This window comes from Saccharothrix saharensis, from assembly GCF_006716745.1.
GTDB lineage: Bacteria > Actinomycetota > Actinomycetes > Mycobacteriales > Pseudonocardiaceae > Actinosynnema > Actinosynnema saharense.
Genome location: NZ_VFPP01000001.1, coordinates 7514540 through 7540388, shown reverse-complemented (window position 1 = coordinate 7540388; position 25849 = coordinate 7514540). Strand labels below are relative to the sequence as shown.

Annotated in this window: 21 protein-coding genes and 2 pseudogenes; 9 read left to right on the top strand and 14 right to left on the bottom strand. The window is 67.0% G+C overall.

The genetic code is table 11. The features are described from left to right. Positions 1–393 precede the first annotated feature (393 nt). On the top strand, positions 394–2364 hold the full coding sequence (locus FHX81_RS34430) for an NB-ARC domain-containing protein (protein WP_170232277.1): 1971 nt from the start codon (positions 394–396) through the stop codon (positions 2362–2364). Here FHX81_RS34430 and FHX81_RS34425 read toward each other — a convergent pair. After that, positions 2307–3413, bottom strand: coding sequence for a HesA/MoeB/ThiF family protein (locus FHX81_RS34425; protein ID WP_141982683.1), 1107 nt, complete (start codon positions 3411–3413; stop codon positions 2307–2309). The genes FHX81_RS34430 and FHX81_RS34425 overlap by 58 nt on opposite strands. A gap of 716 nt (positions 3414–4129) precedes the next feature. Here FHX81_RS34425 and FHX81_RS42720 point away from each other — a divergent pair. Continuing rightward, on the top strand, positions 4130–4261 hold the full coding sequence (locus FHX81_RS42720) for a hypothetical protein (RefSeq protein ID WP_281291763.1): 132 nt from the start codon (positions 4130–4132) through the stop codon (positions 4259–4261). A gap of 204 nt (positions 4262–4465) precedes the next feature. Here the strand turns inward: FHX81_RS42720 and FHX81_RS34420 are convergent, their stop codons facing one another. The 3 genes from FHX81_RS34420 to FHX81_RS34410 are packed head-to-tail and all read right to left on the bottom strand — an operon-like array spanning position 4466 to position 6449. Beyond that, on the bottom strand, positions 4466–5812 hold the full coding sequence (locus tag FHX81_RS34420; RefSeq protein WP_246108114.1) for a ThiF family adenylyltransferase: 1347 nt from the start codon (positions 5810–5812) through the stop codon (positions 4466–4468). Continuing rightward, on the bottom strand, positions 5794–6180 hold the full coding sequence (locus tag FHX81_RS34415) for a hypothetical protein (RefSeq protein ID WP_141982682.1): 387 nt from the start codon (positions 6178–6180) through the stop codon (positions 5794–5796). The genes FHX81_RS34420 and FHX81_RS34415 overlap by 19 nt, the downstream gene beginning before the upstream one ends. Then, entirely contained in the window at positions 6177–6449 is a 273-nt protein-coding gene (locus FHX81_RS34410; RefSeq protein ID WP_141982681.1) for a multiubiquitin domain-containing protein, read from the bottom strand. The genes FHX81_RS34415 and FHX81_RS34410 overlap by 4 nt, the downstream gene beginning before the upstream one ends. A gap of 103 nt (positions 6450–6552) precedes the next feature. On the opposite strand from FHX81_RS34410, the gene FHX81_RS34405 reads away from it, so the two are divergent. Both FHX81_RS34405 and FHX81_RS34400 read left to right on the top strand, forming a co-directional pair. Then, on the top strand, positions 6553–6981 hold the full coding sequence (locus tag FHX81_RS34405; protein WP_211363637.1) for a helix-turn-helix domain-containing protein: 429 nt from the start codon (positions 6553–6555) through the stop codon (positions 6979–6981). Between the two features lie 37 nt (positions 6982–7018). Next, positions 7019–7570 (top strand): ImmA/IrrE family metallo-endopeptidase, encoded by a 552-nt coding sequence (locus tag FHX81_RS34400; RefSeq protein ID WP_246108113.1) that lies wholly within the window; start codon positions 7019–7021, stop codon positions 7568–7570. A gap of 32 nt (positions 7571–7602) precedes the next feature. Here FHX81_RS34400 and FHX81_RS34395 read toward each other — a convergent pair whose 3' ends face one another. The 7 genes and pseudogenes from FHX81_RS34395 to FHX81_RS34370 form a co-directional block, all read right to left on the bottom strand. Next, complete coding sequence (locus FHX81_RS34395; RefSeq protein WP_141982679.1) at positions 7603–10812, bottom strand: P-loop domain-containing protein; 3210 nt, start codon at positions 10810–10812, stop codon at positions 7603–7605. Positions 10813–11287: 475 nt separating this feature from the next. Continuing rightward, a complete protein-coding gene (locus tag FHX81_RS34390; protein WP_211363636.1) occupies positions 11288–12229 on the bottom strand; it encodes a tyrosine-type recombinase/integrase in 942 nt (313 codons plus the stop codon). 154 nt (positions 12230–12383) lie between these two features. Beyond that, positions 12384–13097, bottom strand: coding sequence for an IS3 family transposase (locus tag FHX81_RS34385; RefSeq protein WP_246108333.1), 714 nt, complete (start codon positions 13095–13097; stop codon positions 12384–12386). Continuing rightward, positions 13058–13162: pseudogene (locus tag FHX81_RS42335) on the bottom strand (hypothetical protein); the annotation flags it as partial. The gene FHX81_RS34385 and the pseudogene FHX81_RS42335, both read right to left, overlap by 40 nt. Before the next feature lie 484 nt (positions 13163–13646). Further along, positions 13647–14651 carry a pentapeptide repeat-containing protein gene (locus tag FHX81_RS34380; RefSeq protein WP_141982677.1) on the bottom strand — a complete coding sequence of 335 codons (1005 nt, stop codon included), beginning with the start codon at positions 14649–14651 and terminating at the stop codon, positions 13647–13649. Between the two features lie 620 nt (positions 14652–15271). Then, complete coding sequence (locus FHX81_RS34375) at positions 15272–16777, bottom strand: MFS transporter (RefSeq protein WP_170232276.1); 1506 nt, start codon at positions 16775–16777, stop codon at positions 15272–15274. After that, the gene (locus FHX81_RS34370) at positions 16767–17537 is read right to left on the bottom strand and encodes a polyketide synthase dehydratase domain-containing protein (protein ID WP_170232275.1); all 771 of its coding nucleotides are present in this window, start codon (positions 17535–17537) and stop codon (positions 16767–16769) included. The genes FHX81_RS34375 and FHX81_RS34370 overlap by 11 nt, the downstream gene beginning before the upstream one ends. Positions 17538–17783: 246 nt before the next feature. Between FHX81_RS34370 and FHX81_RS34365 the strand changes: the two genes are divergently transcribed. The 3 genes from FHX81_RS34365 (at position 17784) to ahcY (ending at position 21319) form a co-directional block, all read left to right on the top strand. Continuing rightward, the gene (locus tag FHX81_RS34365) at positions 17784–18521 is read left to right on the top strand and encodes an enoyl-CoA hydratase/isomerase family protein (RefSeq protein ID WP_141982674.1); all 738 of its coding nucleotides are present in this window, start codon (positions 17784–17786) and stop codon (positions 18519–18521) included. Positions 18522–18589: 68 nt separating this feature from the next. Then, on the top strand, positions 18590–19789 hold the full coding sequence (gene metK / locus FHX81_RS34360) for a methionine adenosyltransferase (RefSeq protein ID WP_141982673.1): 1200 nt from the start codon (positions 18590–18592) through the stop codon (positions 19787–19789). Positions 19790–19846: 57 nt separating this feature from the next. Further along, on the top strand, positions 19847–21319 hold the full coding sequence (gene ahcY / locus FHX81_RS34355) for an adenosylhomocysteinase (RefSeq protein WP_141982672.1): 1473 nt from the start codon (positions 19847–19849) through the stop codon (positions 21317–21319). A 55-nt stretch (positions 21320–21374) separates the two neighbouring features. Here the strand turns inward: ahcY and FHX81_RS34350 are convergent, their stop codons facing one another. Further along, the gene (locus FHX81_RS34350) at positions 21375–22028 is read right to left on the bottom strand and encodes a MerR family transcriptional regulator (protein WP_170232274.1); all 654 of its coding nucleotides are present in this window, start codon (positions 22026–22028) and stop codon (positions 21375–21377) included. 86 nt (positions 22029–22114) lie between these two features. Then, positions 22115–22846, bottom strand: coding sequence for a class I SAM-dependent methyltransferase (locus FHX81_RS34345; RefSeq protein WP_141982670.1), 732 nt, complete (start codon positions 22844–22846; stop codon positions 22115–22117). Between the two features lie 575 nt (positions 22847–23421). On the opposite strand from FHX81_RS34345, the gene FHX81_RS34340 reads away from it, so the two are divergent. Further along, the gene (locus FHX81_RS34340) at positions 23422–24876 is read left to right on the top strand and encodes an APC family permease (protein WP_141982669.1); all 1455 of its coding nucleotides are present in this window, start codon (positions 23422–23424) and stop codon (positions 24874–24876) included. Positions 24877–24931: 55 nt separating this feature from the next. Here the strand turns inward: FHX81_RS34340 and FHX81_RS34335 are convergent, their stop codons facing one another. Further along, on the bottom strand, positions 24932–25348 hold the full coding sequence (locus FHX81_RS34335; protein ID WP_211363635.1) for a heavy metal-responsive transcriptional regulator: 417 nt from the start codon (positions 25346–25348) through the stop codon (positions 24932–24934). Between the two features lie 180 nt (positions 25349–25528). Here FHX81_RS34335 and FHX81_RS34330 point away from each other — a divergent pair. Next, positions 25529–25849 (top strand): annotated as a pseudogene (locus tag FHX81_RS34330) (YnfA family protein); the annotation flags it as partial.

The following is a 25849-nucleotide window of genomic DNA, read 5'->3' as shown; positions in this document are numbered from 1 at the left end:
TTGTTGCGATCGGCTTGTTAGCCCTCGCGGGCGCGGCTATCGTCTGACGACGAGGCCGCCGTCCGGACACCGCCAGGCTCGGCCCCACCAGGGCGAGCTCTAACTCTCTGGGTGATGTACCGGTTTAGCGGGCGCCGCTTCGTGGAAATGCAGCCATACTCAGGCCCCATGGCTGATGGTGGGGTCAGCAATGACATAGGCGGCGCGGTCCAGGGCACGGTGGTGCAGGCGGGCCGGATCGATCAGGTGGTACTGCCTGCTCCGGAAGTCGTAGTGGTGCCGCGACAGCTACCGGCCGCGGTACCCGATTTCTGCGGACGCCTCGCCCACGTCGCCACTCTCGACGCTCTGCTTGCGGCATCAGAGCGGAATCCCGGTGGCGGGGCGACGGTCGTGGCGTTGGACGGATCGGCGGGAGCGGGCAAGTCGACCTTGGCGGTGTGGTGGGCGCACCGCGTCCAGGACCGGTTCCCGGGTGGCACGTTGTTCGTGAACCTCCGCGGCTACGGCCCGAGCCGTCCGCTTCCCCCCCAAGTCGTGCTGACGGACTTCCTCACCGCCCTCGGTGTCGCGGAGCGGCGAATTCCCGAGGGCGTGGAGGCGCAGGGCGCGTTGTTCCGGTCGCTGGTAACGGTACGGCGGGCGCTGGTGGTGTTGGACAACGCCGGGTCCGCCGAGCAGGTGCGTCCGTTGTTGCCCGGTGCGACGGGTTCGCTGGCGTTGGTGACCAGCCGGGGCGCACTGTCGGAGTTGTTGGTGTCGGAGGCGGTTCGGCGGGTCGCGGTGGACGTCTTCGACGCCGTGGACGCCGTGCGTCTGGTGGAAAGCGTCGTGGGTGAGGACCGAACCGCTGCGGAGCCCGAAGCGGTGGAGGAGCTGGTGGAGGTGTGCGCGCGGTTGCCGTTGGCGGTGCGGGTGGCGGCGACGCGTGTGGCGTCGCGTCCGTTCCTGTCGGTGGCCGACGTGGTGGAGGAGATCCGGGAAGAACAGCGCGGCCTCATCGGCATGGACGGGCCGTGGCGCGGGTTGGGTGGGGTGCGGGCGGTGTTCGACTGGTCCTACGACCGGCTCGACCCGGTGCACGCACGGGTGTTCAGGTTGCTGGGGTTGCACCCGATGCCGGAGTTCGGCGCGCCTGCCGTAGCCGCTCTGGCCGCGCTCGACCTGCGCTCCGTGACGCATGTCCTGGAGGAGTTGGCGGAGCAGCACCTGGTCGAGCCGGTGGCTCGTCAGCGGTATCGGATGCACGACCTGTTGCACGACTACGCCGCCTACCGCGCCGACCTGGACGAGACACCGGTGGCGCGGGAGGAGGCGGTGACGCGCCTGCTGGGTTGGTACGCCGCAGTGGCGGACGCCGCGGATCGTTTCGTTTACCCGGTGTCGGCCCGAATACCCGTGGAACTTCCCGTTGTGCAGGCGCCGGTGCGCGACCGGGAGGAGGCGTTGGGGTGGTTGCGCTCGGAGCGGGCGGTGTTGTCCGCGGTGCAGCGCATGGCCCTCAAACAGGGCATGTACGAAGTGGTGATCGCATTGGCCTTGTCGTCGCGCCATCTGGGGCTGGGACCGCGGTCGTGGTGGCCGGAGGAGTTGGAGGCGAAGTCACGCGGGATCGAGGCGGCTCGGGTGTCGGGAGTCCGGGAGACCGAGGCGTTCCTCCGGGTCCTGCGTGGGCACAGTCACCGGAGTGCGGGTGACCAGGCGGCTGCGGAGGCCGACTTCCAGGACGTGGCGGAGTCAGCGGAGCGGTCCGGCGATCAAGTCCTGCGACGGCGGGCGTTGGCGGGCCTGGCGAGCCTGCGCGAGGCACAGCAGCGTTACGACGAAGCGGCGGAGTACCACCTGGCGGTGTGGGAGGCGACGAGGCAGGAGGGCGACTCCGCGGCCGAGGCCATCGCGTTGGGAAACCTGTGCCTGGTGAACGCGAAGCGTGGGCGGTTCGACGAGGCGTTGGGCTACGCGCAACGTGCTTGGGAGTTGCGCAGCCGCACCGGTGATCCGTTGATCACCGCCTACGCCGAGGACGACCTGGCACTCGCCCGGCAAGGGCTGGGCGAGCACGACACGGCCATCGGGTTGTGGGAGAAGGTCGTGGACATCTACGCACGGCACAGCGGCTCGGAATCGCATCTGGCTACAGCGCTGGAGGCGATGGCTGTCTCGCTGGTCGCCACCGGTCGGGACGACCGGGCCGTGCACGACCTGCGGCGGGCCGCCGCGATCCTCACGGACCTGGACGACCCGCGCGCCGATCTGGTCCGGCGACGTGCCGAGGATCTCGCCTCGGCACGCGCGAATGGGTCCGGTCAGTCGGCGGACCGCCCGCAGGCGGGGCAGTCCGGCTCCGGCTCCGACGATTCGTAGAACGTGCTGTGCTGCAGCGTGATGAGGTTGTACCCGATCTGGCGGTTCGTCGGCAGGCGGGGGATCCCGGTGATCAGGCTCATCACAGCGTGACCGGCCAGGTGCCCCGCGATCCCGGCTGACACGGCGTTGACCGCGTGCGTCCTGGTCGTCCCGCTCGTGCCCGGCCACGGGGTCGGCGGCGGTGCCGCGAGTTCTTCGCGCGCGGCGGCGGTGCGTGCGCAGTCGTAGCAGGGTCCGTTGCCGGGCACGAACAGCCCAACGCCCGCTCTGGGCCCGTGGTAGCCGCCGTGGACCCAAGCGGTGCCGGTGTCCAGGCATGCCCGGTTGGTCCACGACCGGATCTCGTGCGGGGTGTCGGCGGCCATCAGCAGCACATCGCACCCCGCCGCCAATCGCCGCAGCGTCCCCACGCCATCGACGATCGTCTCCTCGCCGGTGACCTCGACCTCGCCGTTGTGCCGGCGCAGCACCTCGACCGCGACGTCGGCCTTGGGGCGACCGAGGTCGTGCTCGGTGTAGAGGACCTGCCGGTTGAGGTTGGACAGCTCTACCAGGTCCGGTTCGACCAGGTGCAACCGCCCCACCCCGGACTGGACCAACGCGAGGGCCGCAGTGCTGCCGACCCCACCGACACCGACGACCGTGACCCGCGCCTGCCGCAGCGCCAACTGCGCGTGCCAACCGGTGGTGCGCGGGGCGGTGTCCATCCACCGCCACAACGCCCGACCACGCGCGAACCGCTCTCGCTGGGCCTCGGAGAGGGCCTCCGGTGGCGGCTCGTCGGCGTCCTCCAGATAGCCGGCGGCGGCCAGCGTGCCGATCGCCGTGTAGACCGTGTCGGGCGGCTCGTCGGGGTGGCGGTGGACCAGGTCGGCGACCACCTGGTCCACCGTGCGCGTCCCGTCGAGAAGTGTGAGCAGCGTCCACACCGTGCCGTCCGGGTCAGGGATCGTCGCGGCGACTCCCGGCAGGGAACCACCGATCTGCACGAGGTCGTCGCCGTGACGGACGGGCAGGTGCTCGTACTTGATACGTGGGCGGTGCATCACACACTTCTCCTGTCCACATCATGTCACGCTTCGTCCGATGTCTTCGGGTCGCACGGGAGCCGATCCACCGTGACCACGATGAACTTGATGACCATGCCCTCACCCCCTTCCCTGCCGGTCGAGGCGGAACAGGGCGGGGAAGGGCAAACACGGACGCGGCGGCTGCACCTCGTCCGGCGGTGGGACGTGGGACCTGAACGGGGTCATCCCTGGTCCTCCTCTCCTGTAGCGGCCGGCGGATGGCCGGCCGAGAAGAGGATGCGACGCACCCCGGGACAGAACCGGGGACAACTGGTGGGACAACACCGGGACAACAACTAACCCGAACGGGTGATCTTGTGTCCTGTGCCGCTCGGAAGTCATCGGCGCCGGAAGAGCGAGGCACCATCGTCTTCGGGAGCACGGCCGGGTGATCGTGTCCCTGCTGTACGAGGTGGCCCGGAGGTTGTTGTCCGCACCTGCGAACCGGTTCCGGTCCGCCGCCTTACCTGGGCTGGTTAATCGTCGCCGGTGGTGGGAAGTCTTCCGGTCACGCCGGGACTGGCGCGGTTTGGCCGCAAGACGAGGGGGTAGCAATCGGCCGAGAGGCGATCGCCCTGTGGGAGGTGCTCGCGGACGAGGACCCATCGAGGCACCTGACCGACCTGGCCGACGCGCGGCTCCTACTGGCCGCGGGGCAGGTGGCTCCCGGCGAACCGTCGTCCCACCTCCTAGTGGCGTTAGACGCCGCGATCGCCGCGCACGCCGTCTACCGGGAGCTCGCCGAGCGCGACCCGAGGCTGTTCAGCGAACCGCTGCTGCGAGCCCAGCGGCTGGTGGAGCAGATCCGCCAGGCCACTCGGTAGGACACGAACGCCAAACGTCCGAAAGGTTTCTGGGGCGCCCCCTCAATTCATAGGATTGCCCTGATCAGAAACTGACCTGCTAAAACGGCGTCAGCACTCTTCACGACGTGTCAGTTGATCGCAGTTCGGCACAGACAGGAACCGTTGCAGCACAACGAACTCTCCTCTCACCCACTCCTCCTCGCCTACTCCCCTTGACACGAATCAAGTGCGCTGACGGCACCTTGAGCACGTCGGGCACAGCGGGTTTCGTCGAGGGTTCTGCAGATCGCGGTCACGGCTTCGGGGGCGGTGGAGGACTGCCGCTTGGCCGGTGTCGTCGTGGTGCAGGTTGGTGACGGCGAGCATGAAGTGGTTGACGGCCTCGGCGGCGGCGAGGGTGTTGAGGGCGATCACGCTCGGTGCGGGTACACCGGCGACGTAGCGAGCCCGCTCGCGTTCAGCGTCGGGGAGCATGTCGATCGCTAGTTCGGTTGCGTCGATCAGCTCGTTGCACCACAGGCAGCCGCCATCGGGTGTGATCGGTCGGGTGACCGCATGGATCTGCCCGAGCGTGCCGTCGGCGTCCACCGGGATCTTGACCCCGATCTGCGTCGCCGGGATCAGGTGCTGGTGGACGGCTTCGTTGACCCAGTGGCGGGCGGCGTCGGTGTCCGCGGCGAGGAAGATCCAATCGCAGTAGGCGAGCGCGTCCCGCGCCCTTGGGGTCTGCACCTCCTGTTGGATCAAGGTCAGCATGACGTCGGGGTTGGCTTGCCGGGCGTTGCGCGCGGCCAGGCTGGTCTTCGGCCGGCCGACGTCGTCGTGTCGGGCGGCGATCAGGCGTGGCAGATTGGTGCGGGCCGCGTGGTCGGCGTCGATGAGGACCAGGTGTCCGACACCGAGCCGGGCGAGCAGCTCCACGACCACGCTGCCCACGCCGCCGAGCCCGACCACGGCCACGTGCAGTTGGCGCAACGTTTCCTGCCCTCGGTCCCCGAAGAGGCGGGACTGCCGGTCGTACTCGGGGTCTCGTGCCGCCGGTTCGGCGGGACGGGGTTGCAGTCGCAGGACGTTGTTGTCGGGAACGACGACTTCGGCCAGGGTGGTCCTGGTGCCGTCGGGCAGCCACAGGTCCCCGGCGGCGGCCTGCGAGGTGAATACCACGGCGCCGACGAGTTGCCTCGTGATCTGCCGCAAGGCCGGGTATCCCCGCTCGTGGCTGCTCAGGTCGACGATGGAGAAGCCGACCGTGGTGGTGCCGTAGTGGTTGTGGACAGCCAGGTAGGCGAGTCCTTCGTCGCGGGCGAGGACGGCGGCGTCGCGAACGAACTCGGCCCGCAGGGCGTGGTGCCCCGTGGTGCCCTCGACGTAATCGACGCCGTCTCCGGCGAGGATGAGTCTGCGGCCCAGCAGGCGAGGGCCTCGTGGGCCGCGGACGTGTTCGGCGAGGATCACGGCGCCGTGGCCCGCCCCGTCGGTGAACAGGTGGCGCGACAGGTCCGCCCACAGACCTGCGGGCAACGTGAGGCTCCACCCGTCCGCCGGCGGGTTCACTTCGCGGCGAACCACGTGATCACCTTCTCGGCTTTGAGCGCGGCGTTGTCGACCGCCGGGTTCCAGTGGTTGGACCGCCGGGACAGCTGCAGGGCGGGTCTGCCGCGCCACTCGGTATCGGTGACCGCTTCGCCCAGCGAACCCCCGTCGTGGCGGGCGATGCGCCCGATGTAGTGGGGGTACACGTCGGAGCGCGGGTAGGCCGCGTTGATCTGGAAGCCCAGCCAGGTCGTGGGCGGGGTGTACTGCCCACCGAGGTGCACCCCGTCGACGACGACGTACGCGCCGCCCGCGCCGTCCGGGACGACTTCGACCGGGTGGCCGGCGAAGTCGTCCCGGACGGCGTCGATGGCCGCCTGGACGGCCGGTGTCGGGGTGGTCACGAGTTGTCGTCCGGTGCCACGGCGAGGAACTCCAGACCCTCACGCACGGTGACCTCGTCGGTGTTGCCCACGACGTCGTAGTGCTTGCCCTGCTTCACCGAGAGCTGGAAGGTCTCGGTGATCGCGACACCCTGGGCGATCGCGGCGCGCTTGATCTCCAGCCCGGTCATCCGGCGGTCGTCCAGCATGACCTGCTGACCGTTCACCGTGACTTGCAGGTGGCGCGGCGGGCGGTGGGTGTCGCTGTTCTCCGCGGTGACGTCGGTCATGACCGACCTCCTGTTCTCCGCCGATCGACAGGACCGACGGGGCTTGTGCCGAGTTAGCAGCGGTGCTCGACATCTCGAACACCACGATCGGAGGATAGCATGAATGCTCGACTTGTCGAACACTGAGAAGAATCCGCTACACCTGAGGAGCGCCGTGCCCCGCACCAGCGTCGACGTGAACAGCCTCTACGCGGCCCTGGACGCCGCCCGAGAGGCCAAGAGCATGTCCTGGCGTCAACTGGCCAAGGAGATCGGCGTCAGCCCGTCCACGATGTCGAGGTTGGCCAACGACCTCAAGCCCGACGTCAACGCCTTCGCCGCCATGGTCACCTGGCTTGGCGTCCCTGCCGAGAGGTTCATGATCGATGAGGGCTCGGCGCAGCACCCCCGCCCAGAGGAACCACCCCTGATGGCTGAACTGGCGCCGCTGCTGCGTGCTCGGAGCGACCTGCGCCCCGAGGACGTTGAACACCTCGAGGAAATCATCAACTCGGCGGTGCGTCGCTTCGCCACCGAGCGCCCTGTTCAGTGACACTGGTCATGTGCACCGGCGGTGGACCCAGGCCCTGATGCGCGAAGTGGCCCAGGAGGAGCGCACTGCCCTCGACGTGCCCTCCAACGGCCCGCTCGACCCGTACCGGCTTGCCGCCGAGCACGGCATCCCCGTGTACCCGATCAACGAACTCACCGACGCTGGCTGCTCCGAGGCGGCAATCCGCCACTTCACAGAAATCAGCCCATCCGTGTGGTCAGCGGCCCTGCTCCCGGTCGGCCGTCGCCGCATCATCGTCGAGAACCCCGCTCACACCCTCGCCCGACGCCGGGCCAGCATCGCGCACGAGCTCGGGCATCACCTGCTCGAACACGTCTTCGACGAACTCCTGATCACCGACGACGGTTGCCGCCGCTTCGACCCCACGCAGGAGAAAGAGGCCAAGTTCATCTCCGCGGAGCTCCTCATCCCGGGCAAGGCCGCGCTCCGCGCAGCCTTCGCCGAGAAGACCAACGCACAGGTCGCCGGAGAGTTCGGAGTAAGCGAGCAGTTCGCCCAGATGTGCATGGCCGGGCCACGCATCGTGGCACGCCGCGCCCTCGCCAAGCAGAACCAGCTGAAAAGCTGAAAGGCGCGTTGAGAACATCTGCAGACCACACGTCAGATGCTATCAGGCTGAAGCCTTTCCAACTCAGAGACAATAGCAGCATAGACGCTGCTGTCCTCTTCTACGATTCGATCGACGACATCGATCCAACTGCCGATTGCGAGCGCTCTCGCGAGTTGTGTCCGAAACGACAGAGGGGACGAACCTGCCCACAATGGTGGTGCCCCGAAGCGCACTGCCGGCGCCGCTCCATCCATAGCCTCGATATCACGACGCGAATCTACTTTTTCGGCGAGCTCAGTGAGAGTTTCCATCCGTTCCGGGAGCACCACGTTACGCGTGTAACCACCGGCTTGGCGCACTTTCTCGGACAACTCATCCTGAATGGCGTGCACCCTTTTCAACAGGCGGCCCGATGCGGTCCGATCACCCATGTCAGCTGCGGTACGGAGTGCTGAACGAAGTATAATCGCCCGCTCTTCTGGATGCACTACATCGTCCGCCAGATCGATTACTTCGTCAAGCATTTGCCTATCATATGTGAACCTCGCTATGAAGTCGAGCGCCGTTGCACGCTGGACTGTGGAACTAGCCGCCCTGGCAAGTCTGACCGCTTCTCTTTTGTCACCACGAGCAAGAAGCACTCGGATCATTTCCATACGCGGTCGTCGTTGACGCGACGGTCGCGTTATCTCATTCAAGGCTGCTTCGAATCGACGGACGTCACCCGTCGCTGCAATCGCTTCAGCGAGCCGCTGCCAGGCCGCCGCACGAATTTCAACGTTTTGAAGCGAACGCACTACCGGCTCCGCGCGATTCACATCTCCGAAGTCAACCATGACATCGACCCATTGCAGCATTTTGTGTTCATCTGTGTCCGAAGATATTGAGCGGGCGGCCTGCTCGGTCGCTTCGATGAGTCGTTCGGCTCGTTTGGATTCCCCACGGCGCAGGAACGCAGCGGCCACTGACAGCACTCCGTCGAAGTCGCCTCCGGGAAGCAAATGCGCGAAGACTTTCTCTTCAGCCCGGTCGTAATGCCCAGTGTCTGCAGCGGCCACCGCAGTAGCGACAACCGCGAAACGCCGAAAATCGTCCGCACCAATGCCTTCGAGTATCGCTTCGGCGTCAACCCTAAGGCGATCGGCTCTCACAGGCTCACCGTCCCTGCCAGCGGCGACTGCGACAGCCGCGAGTCGCGCGCATCGGTGTTGCGCCGACTCGGCGGTTCGGGCAAGCGCTTCTGCCTCGTCGAGATCGCCGTTGTTCGACATCGCCTGCACGATGCATAGCAGCGCGTCTTCGCGATCCTCGATTTCGGTTCGAGCCTCAGCGACCGTCAGAGCGGCATCGACAAAACCGCCTCGCACCAAAATTCTCACTACCTCGCCTACGTCTCCCCGCGACCGCAGTTCGTAGGTCGACTTCGGATCAATGGCCGTAGCGACGAGTTTCGCCGCCTTTCGTTGATGCCCCAGAGCCGCTGCTGCGGCTGCCATCCTGGCGAAAACGCTAGCATCCTCTTTCGTATCAATTCCACCGAGCAGTGTGTCACGTGGAGGTCGCGACTCCAATGTTTCCTCGGCTTCAAGGTACCACTGCACGGCGCGTTCACGATCGAAGCTTGCCAAAGATGCACGAGCTGCCGAGGCACAAGCATCCGCTTTACCAACGGCGCTTTGGATACCGTCGATCACCCGACGTGCTCTTTCGTGGTCGCCGATTCGCACGGCCGCATGGACTAGCTCTCGATGCAACCACGTGCCCCAATACTGGTTGAACGTCGATGTCAACTGCTCGGCCGTATCGAGCATCCGAGCCGCCTGGTCCGGGTGGCCCGCAAAGTGCAACTCCAACGAAGTACCCATCAGTGCGCGGGTACGAGCAACGGGGTCGACGATCAATGTTAGAAGCGCTTGGGCGTGCTCGACTCGTCCTAACATGGCCCAGAACTGCGGCAGTAACACAGGGACCCAACCTCCGCTCCGCTGAAGGTTGGTCCGGTGCACGGCCAGCCGGGCCAAGACGACGAGGTCTGGTTCGTCATCGTCAAGAAACGTCGCCTGTGCGATCTCGATCTCGCGTATGGAGATGTGGTGATGACCGAATACTGTGTACGCGGCCTCGTGTCGGCGAGGGTCGATCACATGGTCGAGGAGACGTTGCCTGTCACCAGTCCCGGCCAACAGCGCGGTGTACCCCTGTAACAGGTACCGCGGTGTATTGGGTGGCCAGCCACGGGTGCGATATGTGATCGCCCACGCGTCGAGCTGCTCGTGATACGCATGCAACCGGGGGCCTAACATCTCCGACGCCAAGGTAGTCAGCTGTTCGTGTGCCAGGAGGTATACCGGCGGGTCGCCAGGACGGCGTGTGAAGCTGCGTCCAGCGGTGGTGCGTAGGTGGTCCTCCACCTGCCACGGGGATGCGCCCGTCAGTTCGGCCAGGTCTCGTACGGACAGCCCGCCGCCCGCGGCAGTTACGAAGCCGAGGAGGTCTTGCTGTACCTGACTGCCATGCAGCAGTAGTTTCAGATCCCTGATCATCACATCGCGCACGGCGCTGGCCTCCGGTGATGGGGACAGTTGTTCGACACGCGCAGAGATGCGCAGCGGATGGTCCATCGGCACGTCGTCGGGCAGGGTGGGGTCCGGTCGCCCAGCGACTATCACTCGCACCCCGTGGTGGGGGAGCAGCGCGGCGATGCTGTGAGCGTCGGGCGACCCGTCCACGCCGCGGTCCTCATCGAGTCCGTCGACCACCAACACGAGGTGTTCGCCCTGTTCGTGGACCTGTCGCGCCACGTCTACGAGCAGTCGCCGCAGGTATGGCTCGCGGGTGGCGTCGGTGAGATCGATGCGGGGAGGACGTTGGGCGAGGTCGTGCAGTTGGTCCAGCACGTTGTCCACAAAGCCGCGGCGGTCGTTCTGGCCCGGCAGCCGGGAGGTGATGAAGAACGACACCACATGTACGCCCGCGGGTGGGTGCAACACGAACCACGACAACAATGCGGACTTGCCCGACCATGCCTCGGCCTGCCACCACAGGTAGTTCTCAGCGGTCGACCTCGAGGAGCAGAACGCAGCCAAAGCGTTCAACTCGTCGTTCCTGCCTTCGATGCTGTTCGGTGCGAGTGCTTGGACCTGCGCTAAGTAGGCGGAACGTATCGGGCGCGCCGCATCCACACGGACGTCGCCCACCAGCACACCGACCTGCACCACGGGACCATCGACCCGGCCGGATACCTCGTTGGTCCACCCCACCCAGGGATCATCCCGCCGTCACCCGACCCGTGACAGAGACGTACGGGTGAGCTTCGATCCGACCACACCACGGCCTGATCTTCGACAACGCGCGGGTCAACGCTCGTTCAGGTGCATCTAGTTCGATCGCGCAGACATGATCTGACCTCGGACGTGCTCATGAGTCACCGACCTCGTCCGCTCAAGATCGAACGGCGATCTGGCGGTGACGGGAACGCGGTGCAATGCGCCGGAACTCGGTCTAATCGTGAGGAACGACCGGCTCTGACCTGCGCAACTCGAGAAACCGCAGGTCAGAGCCGGACACCTATGTCCTTGACACGGTAGGGGTCACTGGTTCAATCCCAGTATCGTCCACCAGCGATATACGCAGGTCAGATAGCCCGTCGGTGATCATCACCGACGGGCTATCCTGCTGTCGTGGGAGCAAATTGGGAGCAAACGATCTTGACGTGATCGTCGACACCGTATGTGGTCACCCCCGCCGGACCCGCAGGAGCGACCAGCGAACGCTCCCACCGACGCTGCAGTCCGTCAAGCATCGCGTCCACCATGACTTGGTCACATGCGAGTAGGTGCCCCGAACCCCTGCCATCCGATGCCCGAGCCGCTTGCACTGGAGGGTCTCCGGCACGCCGTCCTCGATGAGCCACGCCTTGTGCGTGTGACGTAGGTCATGGAAGTGCAGACCAGGGTGGATGGGTGCCCACCCTCGGGTCGGATCGCCGGTGACGAGGGGCAGCCAGACCCGCCGCTGGAAGTTCGGCCGGCGCAGCAGCCCTCCGTCCAGACCGGTGAAGACGTGGTCGTGCACCTGGCCGGCCCGGTGCTCGGTGAGCAGGTCCACCAGGAACGGCGGCAGGTGCACCGTGCGGATACCGGCCTTCGACTTCGGCGGCCCCAGCTCCAACCGGCCGCCTACCTCGTGCAGCGCACCCTTGTCCGGGTCGATCGTGATCACCCCGCGGGCCAGATCCACCCGACCCCATCGCAGCCCGGCCAGCTCACCCCGCCGCAGCCCCGTGTACGCCGCCGTGACCACCAACACGCCGTCCGCGGGTGAACACCGCTGCGCCATCGCCCGCACCTGCCACGGCGAAGCATGAGGCCGCTCGTCGTGATCACCCGTATTGATCCGCAACCGCCGACACGGGTTCGCCCCGATCAACCCCTCGTCGACCGCCTCGCCCGACAACATCGACAACATCGTTACGACATCGACCACGGTGCGCTCGGCCAGCGACCGCCGCAGCGTCTTGACCCAGCCCTTCACCGCGATCCGCGAGATCTCCTTCAACGGCACGTCACCGAACCGCGGCAACACGTGGTTGCGCAGGTGTGAGTCGTACTTCGCCCACGTCGTCGCACTCACATCGTGCGCGTCCGCCCACACCGGCACCCACTCCCCCAGCGGCATCACACCCACCGAAGGATCCACGAACGTCCCCCGACGCTGATCCGATTCGATGTCCCTTGCTCGGTCGACCGCCACCGACCGATCGGTGAACCCGGTCTCCAAACCCAGGGAACTGGGGTTGACCCGTTCTGACGGACAGGGTCGATGAGTGTGGTCAGGCTACCCGGTCCACCAGGTGGTGTCGGGTAACTTCGTAGGCGGCGGGGCTGAGGTAGCCGAGGCTGGAGTGCAGGCGGCGGGTGTTGTACCAGCCCTCGGTGTATTCGAAGATCACCTTGTGTGCCCTGGTTCTGGTGGACCAGGGCTGTCGGTCGAGCAGTTCGGCCTTGATGGTGGCGAAGAACGATTCCGCGACGGCGTTGTCCCAGCATTGGCCCCTGCGGCCGGTCGACAGTCGGACGCCCAGGTCGTCGGCGAGGGTGGCGAGCTGGGCGGATGTGTATTGACAGCCTCTGTCGGCATGGAAGATCACGCCGGGCTGGGGGCGCCGTTGGCGCACGGCGTTGTCGAGGGCCTGGGCGACGAGGTCGGTGCGCAGATGGTCGGCGGTGGCCCAGCCGACCACGCGTCGTGAGGCGATGTCGATGACGGTGGCCAGGTAGAGCCACCCCTCCCAAGTGTGGATGTAGGTGATGTCGCCGCACCATCGTGTGTCGATGTCCGTTGCGGCGCAGGAGAAGTCGCGGCGGATCAGGTCCGTGAGGACGGTCGCGGCGGGATCGGGGACGGTGGTGGTGCGCCACCTCTTCGGTGCACGTCCCGCACGTCCTTCCTGTCGTAGCAGCCGGGCGACGCGTTTGCGGGAATGCCGATGGCCTGGGCCCGCAGCTCGGTGTGCACCCTGGGTGCTCCGTAGGTGCCCTTGGATTCGTCGTGGATCGCAACGACCCGCGCGGCCAGGTCCGCGTCCTGTCGTGCGCGGTCGGTGGGCATGGCGGCGCGGTGGGCGTAGTAGGCGGACTGGGAGACCTTCAGCAGCGTGCACGCCCGATGGACGTTGCCGCCGCCCGCTTGCTCCGCCTCGATGAACGGGTAGACGTTCACCGGATCTCCTTGGCGAAGAAAGCCGTGGCGCGCTTGAGGATCTCCACGTCCTCGGTCAGGCGGCGGTTCTCCCGCCGCAGCCTCGCGAGCTCCTCCCGCTCGTCGGTGGTCAACCCGTCGCTCCGGGTGCCGGCGTCACGCTCGCCTGCACGACCCACTGCCGCACCGCGGTCCCGGTCAGGTCGAAGTCCTTCGCGACCTGACCCACCGACCGGTCACCCCGCCGGCACAGCTCCAAATCTCGGCCTTGAACTCCGGGGTGAACGACCGCCGAGGCCGCCGCTTCTTCCTGCCCATGGGCTCCATGACGGGACATCCCTCCGGGGACCCGCGTCCCCTGATCTCGGATGTCCGTCAGAACGGGTCAAGCCCTTCAGGAGACCTTCGCGGCGAGGCGTTCGAGCGCGGCGGCGATGTCGGCGAGTGCGAGTTCGACCGGTTTCGGTGGCACCTTGAAGTCGTGCCAAGGCTCGCTGCGCGGCCACGTCGTCGGATCGCTCGCGGTGACGTCTTCGAAGCCCGGATCGGTCCAGGCCGGCTTACGGCCTTCGTCTCGACGGTCGCCATCAAGGACGGTAACGCCGGCTTCTCGTGGGTCGAACCCGGCGGGCCACTTGGTTTTCTCGTTCGCGAAGGAGCCCGAGAGGTTGACGGCCGAGACAGCGGCTTGACGATTCGGGTCCAGATCGCGCGCCGCGAGAACAGCACCGGTGAGGTCCGCCCCATACAGCAAAGCGTTCGTCAACACCGCACCGAACAGCGGACTGCCGGCACACCGCCCGACGAGTCGCGCCCCGGTCAGATCGGCGTCGCTGAGATCCACGAGATTGAGATTGGTGTATCCCAGGTCCGCACCACGCAGGTCCGCCCTCCTCAGGTTCGCCAACTGCATCGACGAACCTCGCAAATCGGCCTCACGCAGGTCCGCACCGTCGAACACGGTGCCGTTGCCTTGACAGGCCGATAGCGTCGTTCCACGAAGGTCGGCCCCGGTGAAATCAGCCTGACTGACATCGCAGCTCAAGAACGCCGCTCTGCGCAGATCCGCTCCGGCGAACCGGGCACCGATCATACTTCTCGTACTGAACGTGACATCCTGCAGATCCTCACGCTCGAGCAGTACACCCGACAAGTCGTAGGTGGAGCCGATCCGACTCAACGTGTCCCGCCGACTTTCACGCTGAGCGGACCTCCTTTCGATGACCAGTATCGCGCCGGCGACGATAACCCCACCCATCAACGCCGTAGCGAGATCGGCCTGCTTGGTTTCGTCCCGCGCGTCGCTCCACAACAACACGGCTCCAACCAAGACGGAGAGCAGAAAGGGCACCATCACCACACCGGCACGGCCGGCGACGGCGCGAATCACGCGGTTCATCGAACCTTTTTATACCACGAGGCCGCCGCGAGCAAGAGCGTTACCATGAAGCCGGCAAGTCGTGAAGAACCGCCCGAGCGACCATTGCCCATCGTACCTCCATGAAAGGAGGGCAAGATGGAGTCACCCCGAAGACGCCATCTTCGGCATGTCTTGCACATGTTGTTGCATGATTGCAGTTCGTAGACAAGTTCCGCCGACAGCCGGCGCCCGATTAGTTGCGAAACTTGGTCGTGTCGGAACCTCGCTGTGCACGCCGCGTCGCCAGGCGACGAACGGCACCTGTGGACGGCCGAGCGGTTGTCGGTTCGTCAGTCCAGGTGAGGAGTGGCAGACCAGCCGGCACGCTTCCGCCCACTGCCCACGTCGTCTCCGGAAAAACCGAAAACCCCGCGCGAGCTGTACTCATACGACCACCCCGTTCGTTCTTGTCGTTGCGACCATCCGGCTTGTCCACACGTAGGACCAGAGATGCCGACCTGACAACCACGAGAACGACGGAGGCAAGCAAGAAGACGAGCCAATTCGGAATCGAACCGAAAACTCCGGCGAGGGGTGGAGACCACAACCCGCCGACTCTTGTTACTGGACTCGGTGTGCGACGTGACGAGGCCGCTGCATCACCGGGACGCGGCGGGGTCGTGCAGGGCACCGCGGTTGATGTAGGTGAAGGCGATCAGCGTGAAGATCGCACCTACTGTCAGGCAGACCACCGCAACGAAGCCCAGGGAGGCTGCGGACGCTTCGCGCACGATGCCGAACGCAGTGGCAGGCGTGTGCTCTGCGGTCAACTCCGCCACAGCGGTGGTGATGCCGCCTTGTTCGACGTACGTGAGGACGCGGTACTGGTAGAGGGCACCCAAGCCCGTGACACCCGCGGCGAGGCCGAGGTGGTGGCAGGTTTCGTTGATCCGGATCGCCACGCCTGCTTTCGACGGGGCGACCGAGCGGGTGGAGAGGTCGTAGCGGAGCGAAGTGCCCGTTCCCACGCCGGTGCCCAGCAGGATCATGCTGGGGAGGAGTGCCGGCCAGGTGCTGTCCGGGGTGACGAGGATGAGCAGCCCCGCGCCGAGGGTGACGAGCACGGCCGACATGCCGACGGCGACTCCGGGCGGAAGTTGTGTGACGAACTCACGGGTGAAGAGGCTCGTGCCGATCAGCGCGACAGTGAACGCCAGCAGGCATACGCCGGTAGCGAGAGATGAGTGTCCAAGCGTGGTCCGCAGGTGGTTGATCGCCAGGAACACGGTGCTCAGGCTGATGGCGCCGAACACGAACGTCGTCAGCGAGATGCCGAGGAAGGTGCGGTTGCCGAAGAGGGCCAGTTCGAGCACGGCACGATCGCCTCGGGCGCGCTGCGTCAGGAGGAACACGAACAGGAAGGCCGTCGCTGCGGTGAACATCGCCAGGACGGAGGTGCTGGTCCAACCGAGTGCCTGACCTCGGAGCAGACCGAGGACTACGAGAGCGACGCAGGCGCTGGACAAGGTGAACCCCAGCCAGTCCAGCGCAGCCGAGGCGGTCGGGCGGACTTCGCGCAGTCGGACTTTGCCGATGGCCTGCAGCAGCACCCCGGCGGGCAGGACGGACAGGAAGACCAGTCGCCAGTCGACCTCGGCTAGAAGACCTCCCACCGGTGGCCCGAGCGCCAAGCCCACGGCAGCGGCGGTGGACAGGAGACGGAGCGCCCTCGCGCGTGCCGGTCCGGGGAACCCGTGGGCCACGAGGGTCGAGGCCGTCGCGAGCAGGAAGGCGGAGCCGATGCCTTGGATCCCACGGGCGAGGGTGAGCACGAACAACGTCCCGGCGGCGCCTGCGGCCACCGCGCCTCCGGTGAACAACAGGGCTCCCAACCGGAACGCCGACCGGTGACCGAAGCGGTCCGCCAGTGCGCCGCCGGTCAACAGGAACGCAGCCGGCGGCACGGCATGGGCGGCGATGACCCACTGCTGTCCGCTGAAGTCGGCATTCAGTTCGGCACGCAGGTCGGGTAACACCGTCATCACCGCGGTGCTGTCGAGCATCACCAGGAAGGTGGCGGTGACCGCAGCGACCAGGGTCCACCTACGGGTGAGGTCCTGGGCGTCCAGTCCGGAGGTCCGTCTTGGAGTCGGCTCATCCGCCATCGCGCTCTCCCGTCGACCGTTTCCGGTTGGCGGCCCGCCCTGGCGTCTTGGCACCGGTCCGGTGGCGCCGCATGGTGGAGAGGTCACGGTTGGAGCTGACCACGCCGCGCAGTCGGACCAGGACCGTGCCGTCCGCGGTCGTCGCGGTGTACTGCTCGCCGTCTCTTGTGGAGTAGCGCCGAAGGTCGAGGTGCGCGCCCAGCAACCGTGCCAGCTCACGATCATCCGCTGGAACCGGGATGTCGATCGCCTGCACCGACGAGAGCGATTCCTGAGGACCCGCGGTGCGGAGCAGTGCTTCCAGTGCGTCGCCGGGGAGCAGGTAGCCGTTGAACCGGTTGTCCGCCGCGAGCTCCCGGTCGACGTCGTGCCAATCAGCCATTTCCGGCGTTTCGGGCACGCAGAGGTGGACGGACACCTGGGCGTACTCGACCGTCGGAACCGCGTTGACGGGCGGGCTGCCGATGGAGACGTCCACGTCGTCGCCTCTGCGCGTAGCGGTGACGTGGACGCGTCGCGGCCACCGTTCGGCCGGTGCGCGGAGCAGATGCGGTAACGAGAGGTTCGAGTAACGGACGGGTGCCAGGTCTCGGGCGAACGACGCAGCTGCCTCGGCCGCGATCTGCACCAACGACGCGGTGGGCGCGGTCGGTTGGCCCTTGACGAGGTGACGGCGGATGCCGTCGTGGCGGTCGAGGTCGATCTCGACGTGCCACAGCGCCGTGGTGCCGTCGTGCCGCTCGGGCTCCGGCAGGAACACGGCCGTCCTCGTCCACCGGTCTTCGTCGTGCGGAGTGGAGTGATTGGACATCGGGGCGTCCCGTCTCGGCGGGTCGGAGGGGAGGTGAGATGAAACCACGGATCGCTCTCCGCCGGAAACCGTGTGTCCACCCCCTTGCGCTCTCACGGGGTGTGCTTCGACCGATGAACTCCCTCCTCCTGTCGGCGGTACTCGCCGTTCCCGCCGGCTGTCAGGGTCGGGATCTCCGTCCCTTGAGGAGGTCCGATGCAGGCCACGCACGTCGAGGTGGGGCGGCACGATCGTGTCCGCGTGCTGCGGCTGAACCACGGCAAGGCCAACACGTTGACCCCCGAGGTCTGCCGGGAACTCACCGCCACGCTGGGAACCGCCGCGGCCGAAGGGGACGCGGTGGTGTTGACCGGTGCCGGGGCGATGTTCAGCGCGGGCATCGACCTGCACCACCTGTTGGCCGACACCGGCCGCATCGGCGAGTTCCGCACAGCACTGGTGGAGAGCTTCGCGGCGCTGTTCCACCATCCTCACCCGACGATCGCGGCGGTGAACGGCAACGCGGTAGGTGGTGGGGCGATCTACGCCGCAGCGTGCGACTACCGCATCATGGGCCGGGGCCGCGGCCGCATCGGCACGCCGGAGCTGCACGGGGGCATCCCGTTCCCCGACCTCGGCATTGAGATACTTCGGCATTCCGTAAGCCCCGGGGTGCTGGTCGAACTGGCCCTGCGAGGCGCTCTGTACAGCGCTGACCAGGCACGATCCATCGGTCTGGTCAACGAAGTGGTGGACCCGGACCAGCTGCTGGACGCCGCTCTCACGACGGCACGCGCGATGCGGCAAGCACCGGGCGCTCTGTACTCGTGGACCAAGCGGCAGTTGCGTGGTGACGCGGACCGGCCGGGTGTGACGGCGGTGTGGGACGACGACGCGGTCCTCGCGAGCATCACTTCCTACGTGGAAGGCCTGCGCTTCGGCGGCTTGACTTGAACTCGGCTTCAACGCCGAGACTGGCCGGAGTCCGGATGCCCCGCACGGTGTCGAACGCGAGGAGACGCATGCTCGAGCACGGCAGGCTGTTCACCAGTGAGTCGGTCACGGAGGGGCATCCGGACAAGATGTGCGACGCGATCAGCGATTCGATCCTCGACGCGTTGCTGGCCAAGGACCCGCGGTCGCGCGTCGCGGTGGAGACCATGGTCACCACGGGCCAGGTGCACGTGGCGGGCGAGGTCACGACCGAGGCCTACGCGGACATCCCGTCGATCGTGCGGGACAAGATCGTCGAGATCGGCTACGACTCGTCGGCCAAGGGCTTCGACGGTTACTCGTGCGGTGTGAACGTGGCGATCGGTTCGCAGTCGCCCGACATCGCGCAGGGTGTGGACACCGCGTTCGAGAAGCGGGTCGAGGGCGCCGAGGACGAGATCGCCAAGCAGGGCGCGGGTGACCAGGGCCTGATGTTCGGCTATGCCTGCACCGACACCCCCGAGCTGATGCCGTTGCCGATCGCGTTGGCGCACCGGTTGTCGCGCCGGTTGACCGCGGTGCGCAAGGATGGCACGGTGCCGTACCTGCGGCCGGACGGCAAGACGCAGGTGACGATCGAGTACGCGGGTGACCAGCCGGTGCGGTTGGACACGGTGGTGGTGTCGACGCAGCACGCGGACGGCATCGACCTGGAGAAGCTGCTGGGTGTGGACGTCCGGCGGCACGTGGTGGCGCCCGAGGTCGACGCGCTGGGTCTGGACACCACCGACGTGCGGTTGCTGGTCAACCCGACGGGTCGGTTCGTGATCGGTGGTCCGATGGGTGACGCGGGCCTGACCGGCCGCAAGATCATCGTGGACACCTACGGCGGTATGGCGCGGCACGGTGGTGGCGCGTTCTCGGGCAAGGACCCGTCGAAGGTGGACCGGTCGGCGGCGTACGCGATGCGCTGGGTGGCGAAGAACGCGGTGGCCGCGGGTCTGGCCACGCGGATCGAGGTGCAGGTGGCGTACGCGATCGGCAAGGCGGCTCCGGTGGGTCTGTTCGTGGAGACCTTCGGCACCGAGACCGTGGACCCGACGAAGATCCAGCAGGCGATCGGCGAGGTGTTCGACCTGCGTCCGGCCGCGATCATCCGCGACCTGGACCTGCTGCGCCCGATCTACGGCCCGACCGCCGCGTACGGCCACTTCGGCCGCACGGACGTCGAGCTGCCGTGGGAGAGCACCGACCGCGCCGACGCCCTGCGCGCCGACGCCGGCGCCTGAGCCATGGGCCTTCCACAGAGGACGGCCATCCACGCCGCCAACACCAGGGGGAACCGCGTGACCGAAGTGGCATCCGACAAGTTCACGACCCGCAACGGCATCGACTTCGCCGTGGCGGACCTCTCCCTGGCCGAGTTCGGCCGCAAAGAGATCCGGCTGGCCGAGCACGAGATGCCCGGACTGATGGCGCTGCGCCGCGAGTACTCGGAGGTCTACCCGCTCAAGGGCGCGCGGATCTCCGGCTCACTGCACATGACCGTGCAGACGGCCGTCCTGATCGAGACCCTGGTCGCCCTGGGCGCCGAGGTCCGCTGGGCGTCCTGCAACATCTTCTCCACCCAGGACCACGCCGCCGCCGCGGTCGTGGTCGGCCCGCACGGCACCCCCGAGGAGCCCAAGGGCATCCCGTGCTTCGCCTGGAAGGGCGAGACGCTGGAGGAGTACTGGTGGACCGCCGAGTCGATGCTGACCTGGCCCGACGGCGGCGGCCCGAACATGATCCTGGACGACGGCGGCGACGCGACGCTGCTGGTCCACAAGGGCGTGCAGTACGAGAAGGCCGGCGTCGTCCCGCAGCCCGAGGCCGACGACCCCGAGGAGTGGGTCCTGATCCTGGAGACGCTGCGCAAGTCGATCGCGGCCGACAACGGGAAGTGGACCAAGATCGCCGAGGGCATCCGCGGCGTCACCGAGGAGACCACCACCGGCGTCATGCGGCTGTACCAGCTGGCCGCGGCCGGTGAGCTGCTGTTCCCGGCGATCAACGTCAACGACGCGGTGACCAAGTCGAAGTTCGACAACCGCTACGGCATCCGGCACTCGCTGATCGACGGCATCAACCGCGGCACCGACGTGCTCATGGGCGGCAAGGTGGCCGTGATCTGCGGTTACGGTGACGTCGGCAAGGGCGCGGCGGACTCGCTGCGCGGCCAGGGCGCCCGCATCATCGTCACCGAGATCGACCCGATCTGCGCCCTGCAGGCCGCGATGGACGGCTACGAGGTGCAGACCCTCGAAGACGTGATCGGCAAGGCCGACATCGTCATCACCACGACCGGCAACAAGGACGTCGTGCGCATCGAGCACATGGCGGCCATGAAGCACCAGGCGATCGTGGGCAACATCGGCCACTTCGACAACGAGATCGACATGGCCGGCCTGGCCCGCTTCCCCGGCATCCGGCGGGTCAACATCAAGCCGCAGGTCGACGAGTGGGTGTTCCCCGACGGCCACTCGATCCTGGTGCTGTCCGAGGGCCGCCTGCTCAACCTGGGCAACGCCACCGGCCACCCCAGCTTCGTCATGTCCAACTCGTTCTCCAACCAGGTGATCGCGCAGGTCGAGCTGTTCACCAAGTTCCAGGAGTACGACAAGGAGGTGTACCGCCTGCCCAAGAAGCTGGACGAGAAGGTCGCGCGCATCCACCTGGAGGCGCTGGGCGGCAAGCTCACCAAGCTGACCAAGGACCAGGCCGAGTACATCGACGTCGACGTCGAGGGCCCCTACAAGCCCGAGCACTACCGCTACTAGCGACGGAGTCGGGGGCGAGGTCGCGCCATCGAAGCCGACCTCGCCCCCCGCTCGGCTACTCAACCGATGTCGACTCCCCTGACAAGTCGGCGATCAGCCGACGAGTCGCCTCTGCGGCGGCCACCTCCAGCACGGTGGTGTGGCCGGTGCAGCGCAGCAGGATCACCGCCGGTGCGCCACAACCGACCTCGTGTGCCACGAGGTCGGTCAGGACGGGCACCAGCGCCGGACCGCCCGGGAACGTGAAGGTGATCGAGTCATCACCGTGGCGGCGGGTGTGCGGGTGCGACAGCACCCGCGCCCAGTGCTCCCGGCACGTCGGTTCGACGGACACGCTGCCCGGCACGTGCTGCGAACGGACCGCCCACAACGTGCTCACGAGCTGTGCGGAGAACGTGGACAGCTCCGCGACCCGCTCGTTCACCTCGGTGATCCTCGTGCGAAGAGTGCCCAGCACCCGGCCGAGGTCCGCGGTGCCGAGGTCGTCGCCGCAGCTGTGGACCAGTTCGCGGATCTCGTCGAGCGCCAGGCCCATGTGCTTCCCGCGGGCGATGAACCGCAATCGGTCGACATCGCTGTCGTCGTAGACGCGATGGCCGCTGGACGTGCGGGACGCGGCGGGGAGCAGTCCCGTGTTCTCGTAGAACCGGATCGTGGCCGGGGTGAAGCCGGTGATCTCGGCGAGCCTGGTGATGCGGATCTTCGACACGGTGCCTCGACGCGTCCTTGGTCGAAGGTCTGGGGTGCGGTGCGGCGGGCCGCCCCGTGGGACGGCCCGCCGCAGTGCGAGTCAGGTCAGCAGTCGCAGTCCGCGTCCGCGTGCGCGTGGCCGTTGGAGGCGGTCGACACGGACAACGGCTTCGTGCCCGGGTTGAGCGGGCGCACCGCGCGGCCGATGACCATGGCCTCGATGAACTCCCACGCGCCCGGCATCTTGGTCTCCTGGAGGTCGGCGATCTCCAGCGACGAGTTCTGCAACGTCTGCACCGTCGGGCGGTTGCAGTGGCACTCGTTGCCGAACCAGTACCAACCCTTCTGGATGATGTCCTGCTTCCGCGCGACCTTCGGGTCCTTGTTGCGGACGTGCTCCAGGAACAGGTACTGCCCACCCGGCTTCAGCACGCGCTCGATCTCCCGCAACGCCGGCTGCGGATCGGGCACCGTGCACAGGATCATGGCCGCCGCGACCGTGTCGAAGTAGCCGTCCGGGTAGGGCAGCTTCTCCGCGCCCGCCACGACGAGCTGGATGCGCCGCGGGTCGTTGCGGGTCTTCTCCTCCAGCTTGGCCACCATGGGCGGGTACGGCTCGGTCAGGATCAACTCGTCGACGGTGTCCGGGTAGTGCGGCAGGTTCAACCCCGTGCCGGTGCCCAGCTCGATGGTCCGGCCGTACGCGGGCTTCAGGAACTCCGCGCGCTTCTCCGACAGCCCGTAGCCCTCCACCTTCGCCAGGAACTTGTCGTACATCCCGGCGAAGACGTACTTCCCCCACGTGGCGTCATAGGCCTTCTTCAGAAGGTTTGCCATGGCCAGCCTGCCCTCCAAGCTGTCGACGAGGCGCACTCCCCCAGTGGACGGGCGCGCGTGTTCGCGTCCGTTCGGTGACGAACGGAGGTGTCCGATGTGGTTCGCCGGTGGGTGTTCCTGCGGGACGTCCGCAGCGTCGTCCACCCGAGGCTGTGTCGGTTCCCGGTCGCGGCGGGAAACCGGTCAAGTCGTGTCGTGATCATCCGGGGTCACTTGCTGGTCGTAGTCTCGTAGTTGAACCCGGCTTCAAGTCAACCCCCGCCGCACGGCCGAACTCGCGGGTGGTGAGGCGCGGACGATCACCCTGGTGGAGCAGTCGCTGTGTCGTGATCGACGCTTTTCGGCTACAGAACCATTACAGGTGCCGCCGAACAAGTGAGTCCCGTGCCACAACGTTGCGGCGAGCGGGGGTTCGCCCTAGGTTCGCTACTCGACCGGAACCAGTCGCGGGTTTCGGCCACTGTGGACGTCCACGTCGTGCGCACGAGGTGACGACGCTCCACGAACGTGGGACATCCGGGGTTGTTGTGGCCGTCGATCGGCCTGCTCATCGCGCCCGCCCACGAGGAGGTCCCGTGTCCCGTGCACACGAAGGTTCGTTAACCGGCCGCACGACCATCGAACGGCCACGAGGTGGCACCGGCGTCGGCGAAGCGGTGTTCCCCGGCCGGAGCATGCTCCCGGTGACGGCGTCCTGGTGGACGTCGATCCTGGTCGCCGTCGGAGCGTCGCTCATGATCGCGGTGTCCATGGCCGAGATGGCCGCGGAGATCGGCAACGCGTCCATCTGGGTCTGGATCGGCACGGCGATCGTCGGCGCGTTGCAGTGCCTGCTGATCGCCGAGCTGGCGTCCAGGTTCACCGGACGCGCGGGCGGCACGGCGCAGTTCGCCTACCGCGCCACCGCCAAGGGGTCGCCGACGCTGGGGGCGCTGTCGTCCTGGGCGTACTGGTTCGCCTGGACCCCCGGCATCGCGGTCAACCTGATCCTGGCCGCGACCTACCTCAAGTCGCTGTTCTGGCCGAGCGGCAACGTCATCTTCTTGGCCGTCGTCATCGGCATCGCCCTGTACTGCGTCACCGCGCTCGGTTTGCGCTTGTCCACGATGGTCAACGCGGCGCTGGCGGTGGTCGCCCTCGGCGTCGTGTCCATTGTGGTTCTGACGCCGGTCTTCCACCCGGATTCCTTCGACGTGGCCCGGATCTTGCCGACCCGGCTGCCTGAGGACGCGCCGACCGGCGGGTGGGGTGTGGCCGGCATCGTGCTGAAGTGGATGTTCATCGCGACGTGGGCGGCCTACGCGGCGGAGATGGCGTCGACGGTGTGCGCGGAGATCAAGCGGCCCGAGCGGTACATGAAGCGCGTCATGTCGATCTCCGCGGGCATCGCGATCGCCGCCTTCACGCTGGTGCCGATCTCGATGTTCGGTGTCGTCGGCGTGGAAGGGCTGCAGCGCGACCCGTTCACGGTCTTCGCCGAGATCGGCGGGATCACCCTCGGCCCGGCCGGCGAGTACATCGTCGGGCTCGGCTTGGCGGCGGTCCTCGTGCTGGGCGCCGAGATCTTCATCATCGGGTCGTCCCGGACCATCCACCAGATGGCGCAGGACGGGAACCTGCCGAAGGTCTTCGGCCGGACGAACAAGCGGGGCGCGCCGGTCGGGTCCATCGCGTTCGACGCAGTGGTGATCATCATCATGCTGGTGGTCTTCGGGACCCGGGTGGTGAGCGTGGTGGCCGCGGCGACGTTCGGCTACTTGGTGGTGTTCGTCCTGCTGCCGATCGCCTACTTGACGCTGCGCCGGTTCCGGCGTGACGACGACGGAGGTTTCCGCCTGGGCAGGGCCTTCGTCGGGGTTGCCGTGGCGTTGTTCGCGTTCAACACCGTGCTGCTGGTGTTCGGTGGTCTCCAGTGGGGTGTCGACGTCATCATCGTCGGACTGGGCGTAACCCTGTCGGTGATCCCGATCTCGTACTTCACCCGCAAATCGCGGACCAAGGCGGCAGTGCGCGCCAGCGGAGAGGATTGATCACGTCAGGGGGCTCCGACCGGGTTCGGTCGGAGCCCCCTGAGGCATGTCCGGATCAGCCGGCGACTCGGACCGGTGGCCGCCACACACCCGGTTCGGGGTTCGGGCAGTCGGTGCTGGGGAGCTGACCGACCATCGCGGAGAGCTCGCTCTTCAGCGCCTGGAGGCGCTTCATCTCGTTGTCGATCTCTTCCATGCGCTCGCGCAGCAGGACCGCCGCGTCGCCGCAGGGGCACGTCCCGGTGTCGCGGATCGAGAGCAGGTCGTTGATCTCGCGCAGCCGGAGCCCCAGCCGTTGCGCCCCCTGGATGAACTGGAGCCGGTCGACGGCGTCCTCGCCGTACCGCCGGTAACCGGCTCCGGTGCGCGGCGGTTTCGGCAGCAGGCCGACACGTTCGTAATACCGGATGCTGTCGCTCGGAACCCCGGTGCGCCGGGACAATCCCGCGACCGTCATTTCTCCAGATTCCATGCCCTGATTCTACTCCACATCACCGCTGAATGAACGATCACGCGAGAGCACTTGGCGCATTGTCCCATTGTTCGAACGAAGGAACTCGGGCGCCCGATCGGAGCATGACACGGGCCACCTCGCACATCTCGAATACTGGGCGTGTCCGGCCGTCACTTCAGCGTGACCTATCATGGCGCCATGCCCATCAAGACCGTGGTCCTGTTCGCGCTGGCCGCGCTCGCCGAGATCGGTGGGACGTGGTTGATCTGGCAGGGCCTGCGGGAGCACCGCGGCCTGCTGTGGCTGGCGGGCGGTGTCGTGGTCCTCGGCTTCTACGGTTTCGTAGCCGCGCTGCAGCCGGACTCGAACTTCGGCCGGGTCCTCGCCGCTTACGGTGGCGTGTTCATCATCGGCGCGCTGATCTGGGGCGTGGTCGTGGACAAGTTCCGCCCGGACCGCTGGGACCTGATCGGTGTCGGGATCTGCCTGGTCGGCGTGCTCGTGATCATGTTCGGGCCC